The organism is Pseudomonas sp. BO3-4, assembly GCF_034044115.1.
Taxonomy (GTDB): Bacteria; Pseudomonadota; Gammaproteobacteria; order Pseudomonadales; family Pseudomonadaceae; genus Aquipseudomonas; species Aquipseudomonas alloputida.
Genome location: NZ_CP139018.1, coordinates 4405036 through 4422741, shown reverse-complemented (window position 1 = coordinate 4422741; position 17706 = coordinate 4405036). Strand labels below are relative to the sequence as shown.

General features: G+C 65.0%; 14 protein-coding genes. 6 read left to right on the top strand and 8 right to left on the bottom strand.

The window, feature by feature from the left end; genetic code table 11:
• Positions 1 to 53 precede the first annotated feature (53 nt).
• The 5 genes from REH59_RS20385 (at position 54) to REH59_RS20365 (ending at position 5327) form a co-directional block, all read left to right on the top strand.
• Positions 54 to 1094 carry a WD40/YVTN/BNR-like repeat-containing protein gene (locus REH59_RS20385; protein WP_004577426.1) on the top strand — a complete coding sequence of 347 codons (1041 nt, stop codon included), beginning with the start codon at positions 54 to 56 and terminating at the stop codon, positions 1092 to 1094.
• Positions 1091 to 3490 (top strand): efflux RND transporter permease subunit, encoded by a 2400-nt coding sequence (locus REH59_RS20380; protein ID WP_003247228.1) that lies wholly within the window; start codon positions 1091 to 1093, stop codon positions 3488 to 3490. The genes REH59_RS20385 and REH59_RS20380 overlap by 4 nt, the downstream gene beginning before the upstream one ends.
• A gap of 151 nt (positions 3491 to 3641) precedes the next feature.
• Complete coding sequence (locus REH59_RS20375) at positions 3642 to 3932, top strand: DUF5629 family protein (protein ID WP_004577427.1); 291 nt, start codon at positions 3642 to 3644, stop codon at positions 3930 to 3932.
• Positions 3898 to 5028, top strand: a complete 1131-nt coding sequence (locus REH59_RS20370) for a lactonase family protein (protein WP_004577428.1) — start codon at positions 3898 to 3900, stop codon at positions 5026 to 5028. Before REH59_RS20375 ends, REH59_RS20370 begins: the two co-directional genes overlap by 35 nt.
• 122 nt (positions 5029 to 5150) lie before the next feature.
• Positions 5151 to 5327, top strand: coding sequence for a hypothetical protein (locus tag REH59_RS20365; RefSeq protein WP_003247232.1), 177 nt, complete (start codon positions 5151 to 5153; stop codon positions 5325 to 5327).
• A gap of 72 nt (positions 5328 to 5399) precedes the next feature.
• Here REH59_RS20365 and REH59_RS20360 read toward each other — a convergent pair whose 3' ends face one another.
• Genes REH59_RS20360 through REH59_RS20350 form a run of 3 tightly spaced genes read right to left on the bottom strand, consistent with a single transcriptional unit; the run spans position 5400 to position 10869 of the window.
• A complete protein-coding gene (locus tag REH59_RS20360; protein WP_014860947.1) occupies positions 5400 to 5993 on the bottom strand; it encodes a glutathione S-transferase in 594 nt (197 codons plus the stop codon).
• Positions 5990 to 9634 carry an AAA family ATPase gene (locus REH59_RS20355; RefSeq protein WP_014860948.1) on the bottom strand — a complete coding sequence of 1215 codons (3645 nt, stop codon included), beginning with the start codon at positions 9632 to 9634 and terminating at the stop codon, positions 5990 to 5992. Before REH59_RS20355 ends, REH59_RS20360 begins: the two co-directional genes overlap by 4 nt.
• On the bottom strand, positions 9631 to 10869 hold the full coding sequence (locus REH59_RS20350) for an exonuclease SbcCD subunit D C-terminal domain-containing protein (protein WP_003247235.1): 1239 nt from the start codon (positions 10867 to 10869) through the stop codon (positions 9631 to 9633). The genes REH59_RS20355 and REH59_RS20350 overlap by 4 nt, the downstream gene beginning before the upstream one ends.
• A gap of 488 nt (positions 10870 to 11357) precedes the next feature.
• On the opposite strand from REH59_RS20350, the gene REH59_RS20345 reads away from it, so the two are divergent.
• Entirely contained in the window at positions 11358 to 11789 is a 432-nt protein-coding gene (locus REH59_RS20345; RefSeq protein WP_003247236.1) for a DUF2628 domain-containing protein, read from the top strand.
• Between the two features lie 72 nt (positions 11790 to 11861).
• Here the strand turns inward: REH59_RS20345 and REH59_RS20340 are convergent, their stop codons facing one another.
• The 5 genes from REH59_RS20340 to REH59_RS20320 are packed head-to-tail and all read right to left on the bottom strand — an operon-like array spanning position 11862 to position 17706.
• A complete protein-coding gene (locus REH59_RS20340; RefSeq protein WP_014860949.1) occupies positions 11862 to 13493 on the bottom strand; it encodes a BatD family protein in 1632 nt (543 codons plus the stop codon).
• On the bottom strand, positions 13490 to 15205 hold the full coding sequence (locus REH59_RS20335; RefSeq protein WP_014860950.1) for a tetratricopeptide repeat protein: 1716 nt from the start codon (positions 15203 to 15205) through the stop codon (positions 13490 to 13492). The genes REH59_RS20340 and REH59_RS20335 overlap by 4 nt, the downstream gene beginning before the upstream one ends.
• Positions 15202 to 16278: a vWA domain-containing protein gene (locus REH59_RS20330; RefSeq protein WP_014860951.1), complete on the bottom strand. Its 1077-nt coding sequence runs from the start codon at positions 16276 to 16278 to the stop codon at positions 15202 to 15204. Before REH59_RS20330 ends, REH59_RS20335 begins: the two co-directional genes overlap by 4 nt.
• A complete protein-coding gene (locus tag REH59_RS20325) occupies positions 16271 to 16765 on the bottom strand; it encodes a DUF4381 domain-containing protein (protein ID WP_003247240.1) in 495 nt (164 codons plus the stop codon). Before REH59_RS20325 ends, REH59_RS20330 begins: the two co-directional genes overlap by 8 nt.
• Positions 16762 to 17706, bottom strand: a complete 945-nt coding sequence (locus REH59_RS20320) for a DUF58 domain-containing protein (RefSeq protein ID WP_014860952.1) — start codon at positions 17704 to 17706, stop codon at positions 16762 to 16764. The genes REH59_RS20325 and REH59_RS20320 overlap by 4 nt, the downstream gene beginning before the upstream one ends.

The window sequence follows — 17706 nt, the reverse complement described above, 5'->3', positions numbered from 1 at the left end:
GCAAAGCCTGCAATGCATTGACCCACCAAAAAGAACACAACAAGGGGGCAGTCATGAGGGAACAGTTGCGTACGCCAGCCAGGCGTGGTGCCTGGCCATGGGCAGCCAGCGCGATGCTGGCATTGGCATTGGGGGTGTGGGCAGACAGCGCCCAGGCCGCGGCCGCCGACGAATACTCCACCGAATCGGCCAGGGCCAGCCAAAGCCTGTTGATCGACGCCACCCATGCCGGCAAGCGCCTGGTGGTGGTGGGTGATCGCGGCCACATTCTGTTCTCCGACGACCAAGGCAGTACCTGGACCCAGGCCCGGGTACCCACCCGGCAATTGCTCACTGCTGTGTTTTTCCTCGACGACAAGCGTGGCTGGGCCGTCGGCCATGACGCGCAGATCCTCGCCAGCAGCGACGGCGGCGCCACCTGGAGCAAGCAGTTCGAAGACCTCGCCCGTGAAGCGCCCTTGCTCGATGTCACCTTCCTTGACGCCCAGCACGGCTTTGCCGTGGGGGCCTATGGTGCCTTGCTGGAAACCACCGATGGCGGGCAGCACTGGCAGGATGTGGCCGAGCGGCTGGACAACCCGGACCAGCTGCACCTGAACGGTATCGCCCACGTGCGCGATGCCGGCCTGTTCATCGTGGGTGAGCAGGGCGGCATGTTCCGCTCCACCGACAACGGCCAGACCTGGGCCAAGGTCCAGGGCCCCTACGAGGGCTCATTGTTCGGCGTGATCGGCACCGCCAGGCCGCAGACCCTGCTGGCCTACGGCCTTCGCGGCAACCTGTTCCGCTCCAGCGACTTCGGTGACAGCTGGCAGCCGATCGAACTCAAGGCCGCACGCGGTACCCTGGAGTTCGGCCTGGCAGGCGCTACGCTTGTCGATGATGGCAGCCTGGTGCTGGTCGGCAATGGTGGCAGCGTGCTGCGCAGCACGGACGACGGCCAGACCTTCAGCGTGTACAACCGTGCCGACCGCCTGGCCCTGGCCGGCGTCAGTGGCCTGGCCAACGGCGGCCTGCTGCTGGTGGGGCAGGGGGGTGTACACCTGGCCAGCGCCGAAGGGGCTGATCAGGCTGCCCGGGAGGTGCGCCCATGACCAGCAGGGAGAGCATTGCCATGCACCCGCATCACCAGGACAAGGCCACGCTGCTCGAACGCCTGATCTTCAACAACCGCCCAGTGGTCATCGCCCTGTGCGTGCTGGTCAGCATTTTTCTGTTCTGGCAGGCCACGCAGATTCGCCCCTCCACCAGCTTCGAGAAGATGATCCCACTGCAGCATCCGTTCATCGAGCAGATGATGGAGCACCGCAACGACCTGGCCAACCTCGGCAACACCGTGCGCATCTCGGTGGAGGCGGTGAACGGTGACATCTTCGACAAGGACTACATGGAGACCCTGCGTCAGATCCATGACGAAGTGTTCTACATCCCGGGTGTCGATCGGGCCGGGTTGAAGTCACTGTGGAGCCCCAGCGTGCGCTGGAGCGAGGTCACCGAAGAGGGTTTTTCCGGTGGCGAGGTCATCCCTAACACCTACAACGGGTCGCAGGACAGCCTCGATACCCTGCGCGACAACGTGCTCAAGTCAGGCCAGGTGGGGCGCCTGGTAGGCAACAACTTCAAGTCCAGCATCGTCGACGTGCCGCTGCTGGAAAGCTACCCCGACCCGCAGGACCCGGGCAAACAGGTGAAGCTGGACTACCAGCAGTTCTCTCACCTGCTGGAAGAGAAGATCCGTGACAAGTTCCAGGCGCAGAACCCCAATGTAAAAATCCACATTGTCGGCTTTGCCAAGAAGGTCGGTGACCTGATCGATGGCCTGGTGATGGTGGCGATGTTCTTCGGCGTCGCCCTGGTGATCACCTGGGTGCTGTTGTACTGGTTCACCTGGTGCATCCGCAGCACTGTCGCCGTGCTCATCACCACGCTGGTGGCGGTGGTCTGGCAGCTGGGGCTGATGCATGCGGTGGGCTTTGGCCTGGACCCGTACTCGATGCTGGTGCCGTTCCTGATCTTCGCCATCGGCATTTCCCACGGGGTGCAGAAGATCAACGGCATCGCCCTGCAGTCGAGTGACGCCGACAACGCCCTTACCGCTGCCCGGCGCACTTTCCGTCAGTTGTTCCTGCCGGGAATGATCGCCATCCTTGCCGACGCGGTGGGCTTCATTACCCTGCTGATCATCGACATCGGGGTGATTCGCGAACTGGCCATTGGCGCCTCCATCGGCGTGGCGGTGATCGTGTTCACCAACCTGATCCTGTTGCCGGTGGCCATCTCCTACGTGGGCATCAGCAAGAAGGCCATCGAACGCAGCAAGAAAGACGCGACCCGCGAGCACCCGTTCTGGCGCCTGTTGTCGAACTTCGCCAGTGCCAAGGTGGCGCCGGTGTCGGTGGTGCTGGCGCTGCTCGCCTTCGCCGGGGGCTTGTGGTACAGCCAGAACCTGAAGATCGGCGACCTCGACCAGGGCGCACCGGAGCTGCGCCCCGACTCACGCTACAACCAGGACAACAACTTCATCATCAGCAACTACTCGACCAGTTCCGATGTACTGGTGATCATGGTCAAGACGCCGTCGGAGAAGTGCTCGGTCCACTCGACCATGGCGCCGATCGACGAGCTGATGTGGACCATGGAAAACACCCCTGGCGTGCAGTCGGCGATTTCCTTGGTCACCGTTTCCAAGCAGGTGATCAAGGGCATGAACGAGGGCAGCCTGAAATGGGAAACCCTGTCGCGTAACCCGGACATCCTCAACAACTCCATCGCCCGGGCTGACGGCCTTTACAACGGCGACTGCTCATTGGCACCCGTGCTGGTGTTCCTCAATGACCACAAGGCTGAAACGCTGGAGCGCGTCACCGCCGTGGCCAAGGCGTTTGCCGACAGCCATGACAAGGAAGGCCTGCAGTTCCTGCTGGCGGCGGGCAACGCCGGTATCGAGGCAGCGACCAACGAAGTGATCAAGTCGGCCGAGCTGACCATCCTGATCCTGGTGTACATCTGCGTGGCAGTGATGTGCCTGATCACCTTCCGCTCGTTCGCCGCCACGCTGTGCATCGTGCTGCCCCTGGTGCTGACCTCGGTGCTGGGCAACGCGCTGATGGCCTATATGGGCATCGGGGTGAAGGTGGCGACCTTGCCGGTGGTGGCGTTGGGGGTGGGCATTGGCGTGGACTATGGCATCTATATCTACAGCCGCCTGGAAAGCTTCCTGCGTGCGGGGCTGCCGTTGCAGGAGGCCTATTACCAGACCCTGCGCTCGACGGGTAAAGCCGTGTTGTTCACTGGCTTGTGCCTGGCCATCGGCGTGTGCACCTGGATCTTCTCGGCAATCAAGTTCCAGGCTGATATGGGGCTGATGCTGACCTTCATGCTGCTGTGGAACATGTTTGGCGCACTGTGGCTGCTGCCGGCGCTGGCACGGTTCCTGATCAAGCCGGAGAAGATGGTGGGCAAGGAGGGGGGCTCGATTTTCGCCCATTGAATCGCAAGGGGGCCGCATTGCGGCCCAATCGCGACACAAGGCCGCTCCTCCACTAGGTTCGCGTTCCCGTGTGGAGGCAGCCTTGTGTCGCGATTGGGCTGCAAAGCAGCACCAGGGTTATAATGCCGCCACATCTTCCACAGGTACCCCCATGTCCCCCCTCGCCACCGCCCTGCAGTCCTGCGACATGCTCCTGATTGACGGCCTGCATGCCTTCGATTTCACCGCCGACGCATCCGGTCTCACCGTCGAATGCATGGACGGCCGCCAGCTTCGCCGCTGGTCCTTCACCCCCGAACAAGTCGCCGCCGCTATCGCCACCGGCGATGAATGGCAACTCAACGATGCCAACGGCGAGCATCGGCTAGTCTGTATGAGTGCCTTTCGTGCCCCGGATGATGACCAAGATGAACCGGACCTGGACGAGCCTGCTGACCGCTAGCCTGATGAGCCTGACAATCTCTGCCCACGCCGCCACCTTGCTGGTGGGCAGCTACACCGATGGCGCCAGCCAGGGTATCTACCGCTACCATTTCGACGACAAGGCCGGCCAAATCGGCCCCACGCCCCTGCAGGTGGTGAAAAGCGTCAGCCCTTCGTGGCTGGTGCTGTCGGCCGACCAGCGTCAGCTGTTCGCGGTGAATGAGACCCCGCAGGGCCATGCCAGCAGTTTCAGCATCAGCAGCAACGGCGAAATCAAGCCGCTCAACCAAGTGGTCACCCAGGGCGACGAGCCCACCCACGCCAGCCTCAGCCGTGACCAGCGCTACCTGTTTGTGGCCAACTACGCGGTCAACCCCGACCCCGGTGGCAGCCTGGTGGTGATCCCGGTGGCCAAGGACGGCACGCTCAAGCCCGTGGTGCAACAGGCCCGGCATAAGGCGAGCGGGGTCAACCCTGAGCGCCAGGCCGGTGCCCACGTGCATTCGCTGGTGCTGTCGCCGGATGGCCAGCACCTGTATGCCAGCGACCTGGGTGCCGACAAGGTGTTCATCTACCGCTACGACGGTGCCAGTGCGGACCACCCGCTGACAGCGGCGATACCTGCGTCCGTGGCCTTGCCGCCGGGCAGCGGTCCGCGTCACTTGCTGTTCGACGCCAAGGGCCGGCACGCCTACCTCACCCTGGAAATGAACGCCGAGGTGGTGATGTTCGATGTGCAGGACGGCAACCTGGTTGAACGCCAGCGCTTACCCCTGACCGAGCGCCAGGAGGCCGCAGCGAAGGCAGCAGGTGGCTTGCACCTGTCGGCGGACGGGCGCTTCCTGTACGTGAGCAACCGTGGCACGGCCAATGAAATTGTGGCGTTCAGCGTGGGCAAGCAGGACGGCCAGTTGACGTTCCTGCAGCGTCGCCCGGTGGAAGGCGATCACCCTCGGGAGTTTGCCCTGGACCCGAGTGACAACTTCCTGCTGGTGGCCAACCAGAAGAGCAACCAGATCGTGGTGATACGTCGCGATCCGCGCAGTGGCAAGCTGCTGGAGACGGTGCAGACGCTGAAGCAGGATGCACCCTCGGACCTCAAGTTCATCGAGTGATATCGATCAGCGTGATAATCGGTACTGCCGCAATGAATTTTTGCGTGAGGCCTCGGCGGCGTAAGTTTGACCCAAGGCCCAAAAGGGCCACCGTCAAACCACCGCCGTCGAGGTCAGCCCAGATGAACTTCAATCTCTTCCCGGTTATTGCCGCATCCGCCATTTCCGCATCGGTCGTACTGCCAGCGCATGCCCATGCCGACAGCAGCAAGGCTTCTGCCACCCACAGCTACACCGAGCAGTACCTGCGCCAGAGCGCCAATTTCCATGCGGCCCTGAGTGGCAAGCACCACCATTGAGCCTTGTGCGGTGTCCTGTAGGAGCGGCCCCTGTCGCGACACAAGGCCGCTCCTGCAAGGTATCGCGTGAACTTATTTGGCCATCACTGACCTGAACAGCTCCGAAGCCAGCCACCCCTCCAGCCAGCTCCGCACACGCGGATAAGCCGCCTCGGCGAACCACTGCGGTTCGACCCCGGCAAACTGGCACATCAGGGGCAGCAACGCGGCATCGGCCATGCTCGGGTGGTCGGCCAGCAGGTAAGCCCGCCCCACCAGCAAGCCTTCGAGCTCCGCCAGCCAGGCCTCGGCCTGCTGGCGGTAATGCTCGCGGGAATGCTCCGGGTAACGTTCGGCATACTTGTACAGGTTCACGTGCGCCTTGAACGTGGTGTCATTGCGTGCAATCAGTGTTTCAGCCTGCTGCGCAGCCGCAGGGTTGGCCTGTAGCCGCCAATCCTGCGGGTCGTTTTGCGTCAGCGCCCAGCGCATGATGTCCAGGCTCTCTTCCAGTACTTCGGCACCGGTATCCAGCACCGGTACCGTGCCCTTGGGCGACAAGGCCAGCAGCTCTGCCGGCTTGTTCTTCATCGCCACCTCGCAGATTTCCACCTCGCAGCCGGCATAGCGCAGTGCCAGGCGCGCACGCATGGCCCACGGGCAGCGGCGGAACGAGTAGAGGATCACCCGCACACCTCCACGTCACTGAGGCCATTACCCTGGCGCCGCACCTGGATCTGCACCGGGATGCGCTCGTGCATTTCCTGTACGTGGGAAATCACCGCCACTTTGCGGCCCTGGGCTTGCAAGCCGTCGAGGGCGTCCATTGCCAGTTGCAGCGACTCGGGGTCGAGGCTGCCGAAGCCTTCGTCGATGAACAGCGACTCGATACGCAAGGTGCTGGACGCCATCGACGCCAGGCCCAGCGCCAGGGCCAGCGACACCAGGAAGGTTTCCCCGCCCGACAACGAGTGCACCGAACGCAGTTCGTCGCCCATCTCGGTGTCCAGCACCAGCAGGCCAAGGGCGCTGCCGCCGCGCTTGAGGCGGTAGCGACGGGCCAGCTGACGTAGCTGGGCGTTGGCGTGGTGCAGCAGCAGATCAAGGTTGTAGCCTTGGGCGATCTTGCGGAACACATCACCGGAGGCCGAACCGATCAGGGCATTGAGGCGGGCCCAGCGTTGCCACTGCTGGTGGGCCTGTTCGATTTCTGCCGCCAGCGCCTGGTGGGCCTGCTGCCGGCGCTGATCGTCGGCCTGTTGTGCACGCAATTCGGCGCATTGCTGCTCATGGTTGACCAGCCGCCCGCGCAGCTCGGTCAGGGCGTGTTCCAAGGCTTCGGCCGAGGTGTCCACGGTCATTTGTGCGGCGTGTTGTTGCAGGCGCTGCTCACGTTCCTGCAGCAGCACGCGGCCCTGCTCGATGGCTTTTTCCGCGCCTTGCAAACGCTGGCGCAATTCATTGACTTGCGCGTCATCCATGGCCAGCAGGCGATCGAGGCCGGCATCGTCCAGTTCCGGATGCTCGCTGCGCCACTGGGCGATCTGGGCCTGCAACTGTTGGCATTCGGCATCCAGTGCCTGTTGTTGCTGGGTATTGGCCTTGAGCTCGCTGGCCAGTTGCACGCCTTGGGTGCGCAGATCTTGCAGGCGCTGGGCGGTGTCGGCATCGAGGGCGCGGGCTTGTTCCAGCGTGGCTTCCATATGCTGCTGCCAGGCTTCGGCACTGGCATGTTCGCCTAGCAGCTCGCCGAGCGACGTCTGGGCCTGCTGGCGCTGTTCGTCGAGGGCCGCGAGCGTGTGTTGCAACTGTTGCAGGCCTTGCACGCGCGCCTGTTGCTGATCGCGCAGTTTGTCCAGCTGGGCTTGTCGGGCTTGCTGTTCTTCCTGTTCGTCCTTGCGCTGTTCCAGTTGCTGCAGGCGCTGGGCAATCTGCTGGTCGAGGGCGAGGAAGGCATTGGCCGGGTCTTCGTTGAGGGCCTTGAGCGCTTCCTCTGGCAGTACGCCGGCCAGGTCGTTCAGGCCTTGCTGCAACAGCTGTTCGTCGTTGGCCAGGGCCTGGTGCTGTTGCTCCAGATGGCGTTGGGCCTGTTGCTGGGCGTCGTGGGCCGCCTGCAATTGCTGGTTCAGGCGGGCGGCGTCTTTTTGCAGGGCCAGCAGGGCGCTCTGGCGTTTCTCGTCCTGGCTGATTTCTTCATCCAGGCGACGCAGCTGGCTGTCGAGCCAGGTGCTACGGGCCTTGTCGTCCTGCGGGGCGAGGGCTGGCCATAGGCTGTGTGCCTGTACCTGAGCCACCAGCGGTTGCAACTGTTCGCCCAGTTGCTGCTGTTGCTGCTGAAAGTCCTTGAGCTGGGCATTGACCACACCCAGCTGGGTACGCAGCTCCACCAGCTTGTTGTTGAGCGTTTCGACCTGCTTCTGCGCAGCGTGCTCTTCGGCCTGGTCATGGCGACCCAGGCTCTGCAGCAGCGCTTCTGGCTGATGGAAGGGGTGTTCGGCGCTGCCACAGACCGGGCAGGGTTCGCCGTCACGCAGTTGGTCACGCAGTTCTTCGACGCTGGTGTTGCGTGCCAGGCGTTGCCGTTCCAGCAGTTGACGGGTGAGGATCAACGCCTGCTCGGCGGCCTCCAGCTCGGCCTTGGCGGCGGTGCCTTCGGTAATCAGTTGCTGGCGTTGCAGCATGGCCTGCTGCTGCCGTTCGCGCAGGGCATCCAGCTGCTGGCGCAGCTCCTGTTCACGGCCGTGCAGGCGTGACATTTCTTCTACGGCGCGCTGCTGTTTGCGGTTGTCCTGCAGCATGCCGCCGAGCAGGTCGATCTGTTCGGCCAGGGCCTGGGGTTCGGCCTTGGCTTCACGGAACAACAGGTCGTAGGCATCGCGCTCGGCCTGCAGGTGCGCATTGGCCTGGCTGGCCTGGGCCTGCAAGCCGGGTAGCTCTTCTCGGCCCTTGGTCAGGCGGCCACCGATCAGCATCACCTGTTTCAGTTGCGGCAGGTAGGCGTGCCAGGCATTGGCCAGGCCCGCCAGGTGCTGGCTGTCGGCAAGCGCGGTGTCGATCTGCGCCAGTTGCTGCACGCTGCGCTGCTGGTTGTCTTCCAGCTGCTGCAGTTGCTGCTGGCCGTCAGCGACCTGTTGTTGCGCCTGTTGGCTGATGCTGCGCTGGGCGGCCAGCTCCTGGTCCAGGCGTGCCAGACTGTCCTGGGCGGCAAAGGCCTGGCGCAGGCGCGGCGCGTTCTCGCTGTGCTCGGCCTGGCGGTCGGCAAGCGCTTGGCGCGCAGTGTCCAGCGCCTGTTCGAGCTCGCGGGTGCGCACCTGCAGTTCGGCTTGCTGCTGTTGCTGTTCGGCCATTTTCGCGGCCACTGGCGCCAGCTGTGCGCTCAGGGCCTGTCGGCGGTGGAACTGGTGACGCTCTGGGGCCAGGCGCTCCAGGCGTGCCAGGTCCAGGCGTGGTTCGGCCAGCTGTTGCCAGTCCAGTTCGGCGGCCTGCAGCGTGGTGCTGGCTTCGGTGTGTTGGGCCTGTAGCTGGCGTTGCTCATTCAGCCAGTTGCGTTGCTGCTCCAGCTGGCGCTCGCCGGCCTGGTCGGCCTTGAACTGCTGCTGCGCCTGCTCCAGGCGCTGGTCGAGCTCGGTACGGGCCTCGGCAGCCATCGGCAGTAGATGGCTGGCGCGTTCTTTCAGGGCGTTGTGCGCCTCGCCGGCTTCGCGCGCCTTGCTGAAGGCACGCTGGCCCAGGCGGGTGTAGATCGCGGTGTTGGTGAGCTTTTCCAGCAACTCGCTACGGTCTTTGTCGTCGGCCTTGAGGAACGCGCCGAACTCGCTCTGGGCCAGCATCACCGCACGGGTGAACTGTTCGAAGTTCAGGCCCAGACGGGCTTCGACCAGTTGCTTGTATTCGTTCTTGCCACTGCCGAGCACTTGCTCGCTGTCGAGGTCGTAGAAGCTTTGACGGCTGTGCTGCAGTTTGCCGTTGGCCTTGTCGCGGGCGCGGTTGGCTTCCCAGCGGGCGCGGTAGCGGCGGCCGTCGATGCCGACGAAATCGACCTCGGCAAACCCGCTGCCGGTGCCACGGCGCAGCAGGTTGCGCGGGTCGGAGGTGGGGATGTCGCCGTCGGCGTCCGGCACCTTGGCCTCACGGCCAATGGCATTGAGGCGCGGCACGGTGCCGAACAGCGCCAGGCACAGGGCGTCAAGCAAGGTGCTCTTGCCCGCACCGGTAGGCCCGGTGATGGCGAACAGGCCAGCGCTGGCCAACGGTTCTGCGGTGAAATCGATGTCGATCGGGCCGGCCAGCGATGCCAGGTTCTTCAGGCGGATGGCGAGAATCTTCATGGCTGTTCCTCTTCCTGCTGCACGTCCTGCAACAGCAGGGCGAAGTCGGCCAGCGCCTGCTCGTCGGCGGGGTTGCCGTAGGCTTGCTCCCAGGCGCGGCTGAACAGGTCTTGTGGGGTCATCTGGGCCAGCTCGACAAAGGCCAGGTCATCGTCCTCGGCGTTGTTGCGGCCGGCGTACTCGGCGCTGATGCGGATCAGTCGTACCGCCTTGCCTTCAAGCGCGGTTTCGATCTGCTGGCGCAGGTCGGGTTGCGGCTCGTCGAGCATCACCCGCACCTCCAGCCAGGGCTGGCGGTTGGGGTCTTCAAGCAGGTCGACCACGGGCAGGTCGGCCAGTTGCTGCAACAGCTCGCCCAGCGGTGCCGGGCCCACCCGTTGCAGGGCCACGGCGCGTGGTACGGGGCGTGGCTCGACGCTGACCAGGCCGTTGCCGTCCAGCTCCACTTCCAGGACCTGGTGCGGGTAGTTGATTTCGGCGAACGACAGCGGGATTGGCGAGCCGCTGTAGCGGATGCGTTCTTCGCGGTTGACCTTCTGCGGTTTGTGCAGATGGCCCAGGGCGACGTAGCTGATAGCCTTGTCGAACAGCTTGGCCGGCAGCGCCTCGGCGTTGCCGATGATCAGGCTGCGTTCGGAGTCCTCCGACACCGCGCCACCGGCCATGTGCGCGTGGCTGATGGCGATCAGCGCCTGGTCTTTCTTGCGTTTCTTCAGGGCGGCGGCGATCAGTTGCTGGTGCACCTGGGTGATGCCTTGCAGGTAATCGTCACCCAGCTGCGGGCCGGTGACTTCGGCCGGCCGCAGGAAGGGCAGGGCCAGGCACCAGGCAGCGACCTTGCCCCGGCCGTTGGTCAACGGAATCAACAGGCGCTCGGCATCCAGCTGACCCTCGTCCAGCCAGTGCACACGGCCCAACGCATGGGTGCGCAGGCGGCGCATGAGTGCGGCGGGCAGCTCGATGCGCGAACCGGAGTCGTGGTTGCCGGCGATCATCACAATGTCCAGCTTGGGCTGTTGCTCATGGGCCTGGACGATGAAGTCGTAGAGGCGTTCCTGGGCTTTGACGGGTGGGTTGACGGTGTCGAAGATGTCGCCCGCAATCAGCAGCGCATCCGGCTGGCGCAGGCGCAGCTGGCCGAGCAGCCAGTCGAGGAAGCAGGCGTGTTCGAAGTCGCGTTCCTGGCCGTGCAGGCTTTGGCCCAGGTGCCAGTCGGAGGTATGAAACAGACGCATGGATGACCTGTTGGTGTCGAGTCGAGCAAGCGAGGGCTTGGCTTGGGTGATGGGTGTTGCGCAAGGGCGGTATGGTAACCCAAGCACGGGGCCGCTGTGCGGCCCGAAAGTTCAGCGCTTGATCTCATAGGCGCACGGTGCTGGTTGTCCTACAGGCAAGCCCGCGCATTAAACCCCTTGTTCATGGATGGCATTGGCTTATCGCGGTAGCGTCCTGCGACTCCAGGCGTTGACGCGGGTTGCCACGTTGGTTCCATGAAAAGCTGACATTGATAGCAGGGTGTCGCTCATCTCGGTTTGCCCCACGGACGTGTCGCGGCAAAGCGTCGAGCACACGCTCGGCCATTTCCGCCTTGAACGTTCTGTGAGCTGGCTCTCGCTTTGCACCAGGGATCAAGCTTGCCCTCAAAAGTAGGCTGATTTACCCTCCAAAACGGCCATGATCACGGCTATTCGAAACCCACGGACGACAATCACAGGAGTCACCAATGGAAGGCATCCCTCAGACCCAATCATCCCCGGATAACCTCAAGCCAAAATGGCGGGAGCGTTTCGCCTTCTTCGATCAGTACGGCGCCCCCACCTCCGAGTCCTACAAAGCCGCATTCCGCGCCTTGCCATTCGGGAAGAAGTTGCTGATCAACAACAATTTCATAGCTTTTTTCTTCGGCCCGATCTATTGGTTCGTGCTGGGGCTGTGGAAGAAGAACCTGGTCATGCTGGCCATCATCATCGGCATCGGGCTGCTGCTGAGCGTCTATGAGGTGGCGACGGGCAGCGAAATCCCGCGTCCTCTGGATAACGGTATCAGCATGGGTTTTGCGTTTCTGTACAGCTTCCTGACCAACCGGGCCTATTACCTGAAGCAGGCCAAAGGGCAGCAGAGCTGGAACCCGTTCGAGGGGCAGCGGTTCATCTGACTCGGCTGGTACATTCGGCAAGCATTGTCAGGGGCGGCCATGAGCTGAAAATTCGCAACCAGCCACTGCGCATCACTTGGGATAGAGCGGCGGCAAGCTGCCGCTCTCGCCCGCCGGCAGCAACACCTGCTCAGCTGGCGGAATGGTACCAATCGCCCGCCACAAATCCTCCCCCTGCCAATACTGCCCGCTCTCGCTGTACAACGCCCCGTTCAACCCATCCAGCGCATCCGACAACGGCACGAAGCGCGCCGCCATCTCGGCCAGGGTTTCCGGTTGCTGCCGGGCCCAGGCATCCAGCGCCTGGCGCGTAGCCTGGGGGTCGTTGGCCTGGCATGCGCGCTTGAGGTCGTCCAGCAAGGTGCGTGGGCTTGGCCCGTTCTGCGCGGTGCGCAGCACCGCTGGCCGCGAACGGGCGCGCCACCACAGGGCAAAGCCCAGCACGGTGGTCAGGGCGAGCACCAGTGTGGACAGCTGCCAGGGCCACAGCAGGGTGCTGGCGCTGCTGTTGTCGCCCACCGGGGTGTCGGCGCTCAGTGCCGGGTTGTCCAGCACGTTCAGCGTGCGCGCTGGCAGGCTGCTGTGCTCCAGGTGGTCTTCGCGGGTGTTCCACCAGGCCACTTCCAGCGCCGGCAAGGCCAGCGTGCCGCTGTGGGTCGGCACCAGGGCCTCGCGCTCCTCGCGGTTGGCGGTCATGCCCCGTTCGCTGATTTCGTTGCGCAGCAGCGGCTGGTCAGGGTAGCGGCGCAGGCCGATGATTTCTGTGGCCGGCAGCGGCGGCAGTTGGGTGCTGGACAAGCCTTCGGCACGCAAGGTGATGTTGCGCGTCAGCGAGTCGCCAATCTGTACTTGCTGGCTGCCCGGGTCGGGGCTCCAGTGCTCTTCCAGGGTCAGGCTGCTGGCTGGCAACCACGGCAAGCCAGCCGGCCAGGCTGCCGGAATCGGCCGTACCGTGAGGCGCAAGGGCAGCGAGCTGACCTGCACCTGGTGGCCGGCGCGGGCCGTGCCATTGGCCTGCGCTGCTTCGTCGCTGCTGGCAGCTGCCGTGGCGGTGAACGTCAGCGACGGGATATCGAGGGTGCCGCTTTGCTGGGCATACACCGCATAGCGGGTTTCGATCACGCCGTGACGCACGCCGTTGATTTCCTTTTCATACGTGCGCGACTCGCCCAACGGCTCGACCTTGGCGTTCTCCAGTTGCAGGGGGCTGAGGCTGCTGTCGTCGTACAGCGCTACCGAGTGGTAGATGCGCAGGGTCAGCACGGCTTGAGCCTGGACATAGACGTCATGGCTGTCGAGGGTCGCTTCGATGAAGACCTGAGCGTTGTCCTGGCGGCTGGCATCGGCCTGCAGCACTTGCAATTCGATGGCCTGGCTGTGTGACTGGCCCAGCTGCAGCTCGGGAATGCGCAGGCTACCGCTGCGCCGTGGCAGCAGGGTGATGATCCAGCGGGTGCTGGCGCGGGTTTCGCCGTCCAGGGTGTGCAGGCTGTTCAACTGGCGCGTACCGCGGACTTCGAAGTCACCTTCCAGGGCGCGCAGGTCGGGCTTGCCGAACTGGGTGACGTCCTGGCTTTCCAGGGTCAGTTCCAGGCTTTCGCCCGCTTCCAGGCGGGTGCGGTCGACGCTGGCCTGCAGCAGCGGTTCGGCGTGGGCCAGTACGGCCCATAGCAGGGTGAGGAGAAAGACGCCGAAGCGACTCATCGTGATTTTTCCTGATGCAATTGCTGTTCATACCAGAATTTGCGTCGCAGCAGCTCTGCCGGGTTGTCGGGAATTTCCCGCAGCCATTGCTCCAGGGCTTGGCGCTGTTCGCCGTCGAGGCTGGTCGACACCGGGCGCTGTGGCGGCTGGATGACACTGTCGTCGCCGGCCTGGTTGCCGGGTGCGGCCTGGCTGTTGCTGCTGCTTTCGCCGGGTTGTTCGGGGCTGGCCTGTTGGTCGTCGCCGGGTGTGCCTTGGGCCGGGCTGCTGGCCGAGCTGCTGTTGCCTTCGGTTTCGCTGCCGGGCGTGTCTTGGGCATCGCTGCCGGGCGGTTGTTCCTCGGCCTTGGCTTCACGTTGCTGCAGCAGTTGCTGCACCAGCGCCTGGTTGTCCAGCGCGGCCTGCAGGTCGGGCTGACGCTCCAGGGCTTGCTCGTAGGCATCCAGGGCGGCGTCCAGCTCGCCACTGTGGGCCAGGGCATTGCCTCGATTGTAGTGGGCTGCTGCAGTGTCGCCTTGGGAAAATGCCTCGGCGGCACCGGCATAGTCGCCGGCCTGGTACAGGGCCATGCCGCGCCATTGCGGGTTCTGGAAGTGACGCGCAGCGCTGGCCGGGCGGTTTTGCTCCAGCAGCTTCTGGCCTTGCTGGTCGGGGCGCAGCCACAGGTCGTTGAACTCGAAAGCCTGGCTAGGCTGCGGCAAGGCCAGCAGCAGCGGCAGGCAGAACAGCCAGCCGCGCCGGCCAGCGCAGGCGGCCAGCAGCAACAACGGAATCAGCAGCCAGTAACCTTGGTCGGCCCAGCTGTCCAGTTGCAGGGTCTGGCCGTCATTGCGCCCGCTCCGCGGGTTGTCGAACAGGCCCAGGCCACGCAGGTCGAGGTCGTCAATGCGGGCGTGCCGGTAGCGCCCGCCTGTGCCGCTGATAAAACCCTTCAGGCTGGCACTGTCCAGGCGAGGCAAGAGGATGCCGCCCTGGTCGTCTTTAAGGTATTCGCCATTGGCCTGGCGCACCGGGGCGCCTTCGCGGCTGCCGATGCCCAGCATCAGCAGGCTTGGGCCTTGGCGGCCGAGGGCCTGGGTGATGCCCTGGCGCTCGGCGGCGCTGAGCGCCGAGCCTACCAGCAGCAGGCGGCCTTGGCCGAGGCCGCTCTGGGCCAGCAGCGCCAGGCCTTTTTGCACGGCCAGGTCGGCACGCTGGCCGGGTTTTGGCATGATCGACGGGTCGATGGCCTCAAGCAAATTGCGGGTGGTGGCCAGGTCGTCAGACAGCGGCACCAGGGTGTGCGCGGAGCCGGCATACACCACCAGCGCCGTCTGGCTGTCGCGGCGGTGTTCAAGCAGGTCGAGGATCTTGCGCCGGGCCTGTTCCAGGCGGTTGGGCGGGCTGTCCTCGGCGAGCATTTGCGGGGTCAGTTCGAGCAGGATCACCAGGGGGTCGGCCGGGCGCTGACGGCTTTCTTCCAGCCGCTGCCAGCTGGGCCCGAGCAGCGCCAGGATCACCAGTAACCAGGCGAGGCCCAGCGCCACCCACGGCAGTTTGCTGGTGCTGCCGCTGCCGCCACCCAGCAGTACACCATGGAAGGCGGGTGGCAGAATCATCTGCCAGCGCCCGGCACGCTTGCGCCGGTGCCACAGCTTGTACAGCAGCCAGCCGAGCACGGGAACCGCCAGCAGCCAGAGCGGGCGCAGCCATTGGGGCCACAAGTCGATCATCGCCGCCTCCTTAAACGCAGGCGCTTCAAGCGCTGGCGCCATTCCGGGTGCGGCTGCAGGAAGCGTGGCTTGCGCAGCAGGCGCTGCAACAGGTTGTCGGGCCACTGCACGGCTACCACCAGCAGCACGCTGAGCAGCAGCGCCAGCGCCAGGGGCCAGGCGTACAGGGCCTGGGCTGTGCGCGCCTGGGTCGGTTGCTGGGCCACGGGCTCCAGTTGGTCGAGGGTATCGCCGATAGCGTCCAGTTCGGCGCCGTCATGGGCACGGAAGTAGGCGCCGTGGGTGATGTCGGCAATTTCCTTGAGCGCGGCTTCGTCCAGGTCCAGGCTCGGGTTGAGGCCGAGCAGGCCTGGGGTGCCACTGGCTTCGGGGTTGGCGCCAATACCGATGGTGTAGATGCGCACGCCTTCCTGGGCCGCCAGGCGAGCGGCTGTCAGCGGGTGAATCTGCCCGCCGTTGTTGGCACCGTCCGTGATCAGCACCAGCACCCGGCTTTGTGCCGGGCGTTCGCGCAGGCGTTTGACCGCCAGGCCAATGGCGTCGCCGATGGCGGTGTTCTTGCCGGCGATGCCGATCTGCGCCTCGATGAGGAAGGTGCGCACGGTGCGCCGGTCAAAGGTGAGCGGCGCCTGCAGGTAGGCCTGGCTGCCGAACAGGATCAGGCCCACACGGTCGCCTTCACGGTCTTGCAGGAAGTCGCCCATCAGCGCCTTGACCAGGTCGAGGCGGCTGATGTCCTCGTTCTTCCACTGCATGTCGGGGAAGTCCATCGACCCGGACACGTCCACCGCCACCAGCAGGTCGCGGCCGCTGGCGGCGATCGGCACCGGTTCGCCCAGCCATTGCGGGCGAGCGGCGGCGCACAGCAGCAACAGCCAGATGACGACGAACGGTGCCTGCTGGCGCCAGGTGGGCAGGTTGAGCCGTGCGCGGCGCCCGGCCAGGCCTTCCAGCTCGTTGAGGAAGCCCACCTTGAGCACCGGTTCACCGCTGTCGGCGGCGGGCAGCAGCAGGCGCACCAGCCATGGCAGCGGCAACAGGGCGAAGACCCACGGCCAGGCCAGTTCAAACATGCTTGCGGATCCAGGTTTCGACGGCTTGGCTGAGCCCGGCGATGGCCTTGTCATCGAGCTTGCACTCGGGTTTATAGGCGCCTTCGACCAGTACCATCCAGCGGGTCAGGCCGGCGGCCGGGCAGCGGTTGTCGAGAAAGGCCAGCCACTGGCGGCCGTTGAGGGTGTGACTGTTGGCGCCTGGGTAGTGGTTGCGGCACAGGCGTTTGAGCAAGGCGTTGATCTGTTGCAGCCAGGCGCCGGCCGGGGCGCCGTCATACGGGCGTGGCAGGCGGGCCAGCTCGGCCAAGGCCTCCAGGCGTACCGGGTCCAGGGGTTGTTCGGCGCGCACGATGCGGCGTTTGCCTGGGCGCCAGCGGCGCAGCCGCCACAGGCCCCAGCCCAGGAGTGGCAGGACGGCCAGCAGCAGCCACCAGCCTGGTGCGGGTGGCCACAGGCTGACCGGTGCCGGGGCGATCAGTGGGTGCAACTGGTCGAGCGGGTTCATGACGCGCTCCGTGGCCGCTGGGCGTTCAGGTACTCGCGCAGTTGCTCGATCATTTCGCTTTGCGTGCTCAGTGGCATCAGGACCACCCTCAGCTTTTGCGCCATCAGCTCCCAGCGCTCGATGCGGGCCTCGGCCTGCTGGCGGTAGGCCTGGCGCAGGTTGGCGTCGAGGGTGTCGAGCTCCAGCTGGGCGCTGCGCTGGGCGAAGCGCAGCAGGCCGGCGGCGGGCAACGCGTGGTCGAGCGGGTCGGATACCGGCAGCAACAGCAGGTCGCAATGCCGTGAGAGCATGGCCAGGTGCTGTTCCACCTGGGCGCTGAGCGAGCGCTCATCGCAGATCACGATGGCCAGGCTGCCGGGGCGTAGCACTTCGCGGGCGCGGCGCAGGGCCAGGCCGAGGCTGTCGGCCCCGGGTATGGCTTCGGTGTGCAGTGACTGGTTGACCTTTGCCAAGCGGTTGAGCAGTTGCAGCAGGCTCTGTTTGCTGCGTCGGGGCTTGATCTCGTGGTGTTCGTTGTCGCCGAACACCAGGCCGCCGATGCGGTCGTTGTGGCCCAGCGCTGCCCAGCCGAACAGTGCCGCCGCCTGGGCCGCCAGCACGGACTTGAACATCAGCCCTGAACCGAAGAAAAGCCGTTGGCTTTGTTCGACGAGGATGAAGATCGGCCGCTCGCGTTCTTCGTGGAACAGCTTGGTGTGCGGCTCCTGGGTACGCGCAGTGACACGCCAGTCGATGTTGCGCACATCGTCGCCGGCCTGGTAAACGCGCACCTGGTCGAAGTCCACGCCGCGCCCGCGCAGCCTGGAATGGTGCAGACCGACCAGCGGGCTGCGCTGGCCGGGCTTGGAAAACAGCTGGATTTCGCGCACGCGGTGGCGCATGTCGATCAGCTCGGCAAGGCCAATGCGGATGCCGTGTTCGGTCAGCTGCGCAGTGGGCAT

What these genes read in the sequence shown, in the direction of transcription:
- REH59_RS20380 (WP_003247228.1), top strand. Translation starts at nt 1,091, where the DNA reads ATGACCAGCAGGGAGAGCATTGCCATGCACCCGCATCACCAGGACAAG.
- REH59_RS20345 (WP_003247236.1), top strand. Translation starts at nt 11,358, where the DNA reads ATGGAAGGCATCCCTCAGACCCAATCATCCCCGGATAACCTCAAGCCA.
- REH59_RS20375 (WP_004577427.1), top strand. Translation starts at nt 3,642, where the DNA reads ATGTCCCCCCTCGCCACCGCCCTGCAGTCCTGCGACATGCTCCTGATT.
- REH59_RS20350 (WP_003247235.1), bottom strand. Translation starts at nt 10,869, where the DNA reads ATGCGTCTGTTTCATACCTCCGACTGGCACCTGGGCCAAAGCCTGCAC.
- REH59_RS20335 (WP_014860950.1), bottom strand. Translation starts at nt 15,205, where the DNA reads ATGATCGACTTGTGGCCCCAATGGCTGCGCCCGCTCTGGCTGCTGGCG.
- REH59_RS20330 (WP_014860951.1), bottom strand. Translation starts at nt 16,278, where the DNA reads ATGTTTGAACTGGCCTGGCCGTGGGTCTTCGCCCTGTTGCCGCTGCCA.
- REH59_RS20340 (WP_014860949.1), bottom strand. Translation starts at nt 13,493, where the DNA reads ATGAGTCGCTTCGGCGTCTTTCTCCTCACCCTGCTATGGGCCGTACTG.
- REH59_RS20325 (WP_003247240.1), bottom strand. Translation starts at nt 16,765, where the DNA reads ATGAACCCGCTCGACCAGTTGCACCCACTGATCGCCCCGGCACCGGTC.
- REH59_RS20385 (WP_004577426.1), top strand. Translation starts at nt 54, where the DNA reads ATGAGGGAACAGTTGCGTACGCCAGCCAGGCGTGGTGCCTGGCCATGG.
- REH59_RS20370 (WP_004577428.1), top strand. Translation starts at nt 3,898, where the DNA reads ATGAACCGGACCTGGACGAGCCTGCTGACCGCTAGCCTGATGAGCCTG.
- REH59_RS20355 (WP_014860948.1), bottom strand. Translation starts at nt 9,634, where the DNA reads ATGAAGATTCTCGCCATCCGCCTGAAGAACCTGGCATCGCTGGCCGGC.
- REH59_RS20320 (WP_014860952.1), bottom strand. Translation starts at nt 17,706, where the DNA reads ATGCCCACTGCGCAGCTGACCGAACACGGCATCCGCATTGGCCTTGCC.
- REH59_RS20365 (WP_003247232.1), top strand. Translation starts at nt 5,151, where the DNA reads ATGAACTTCAATCTCTTCCCGGTTATTGCCGCATCCGCCATTTCCGCA.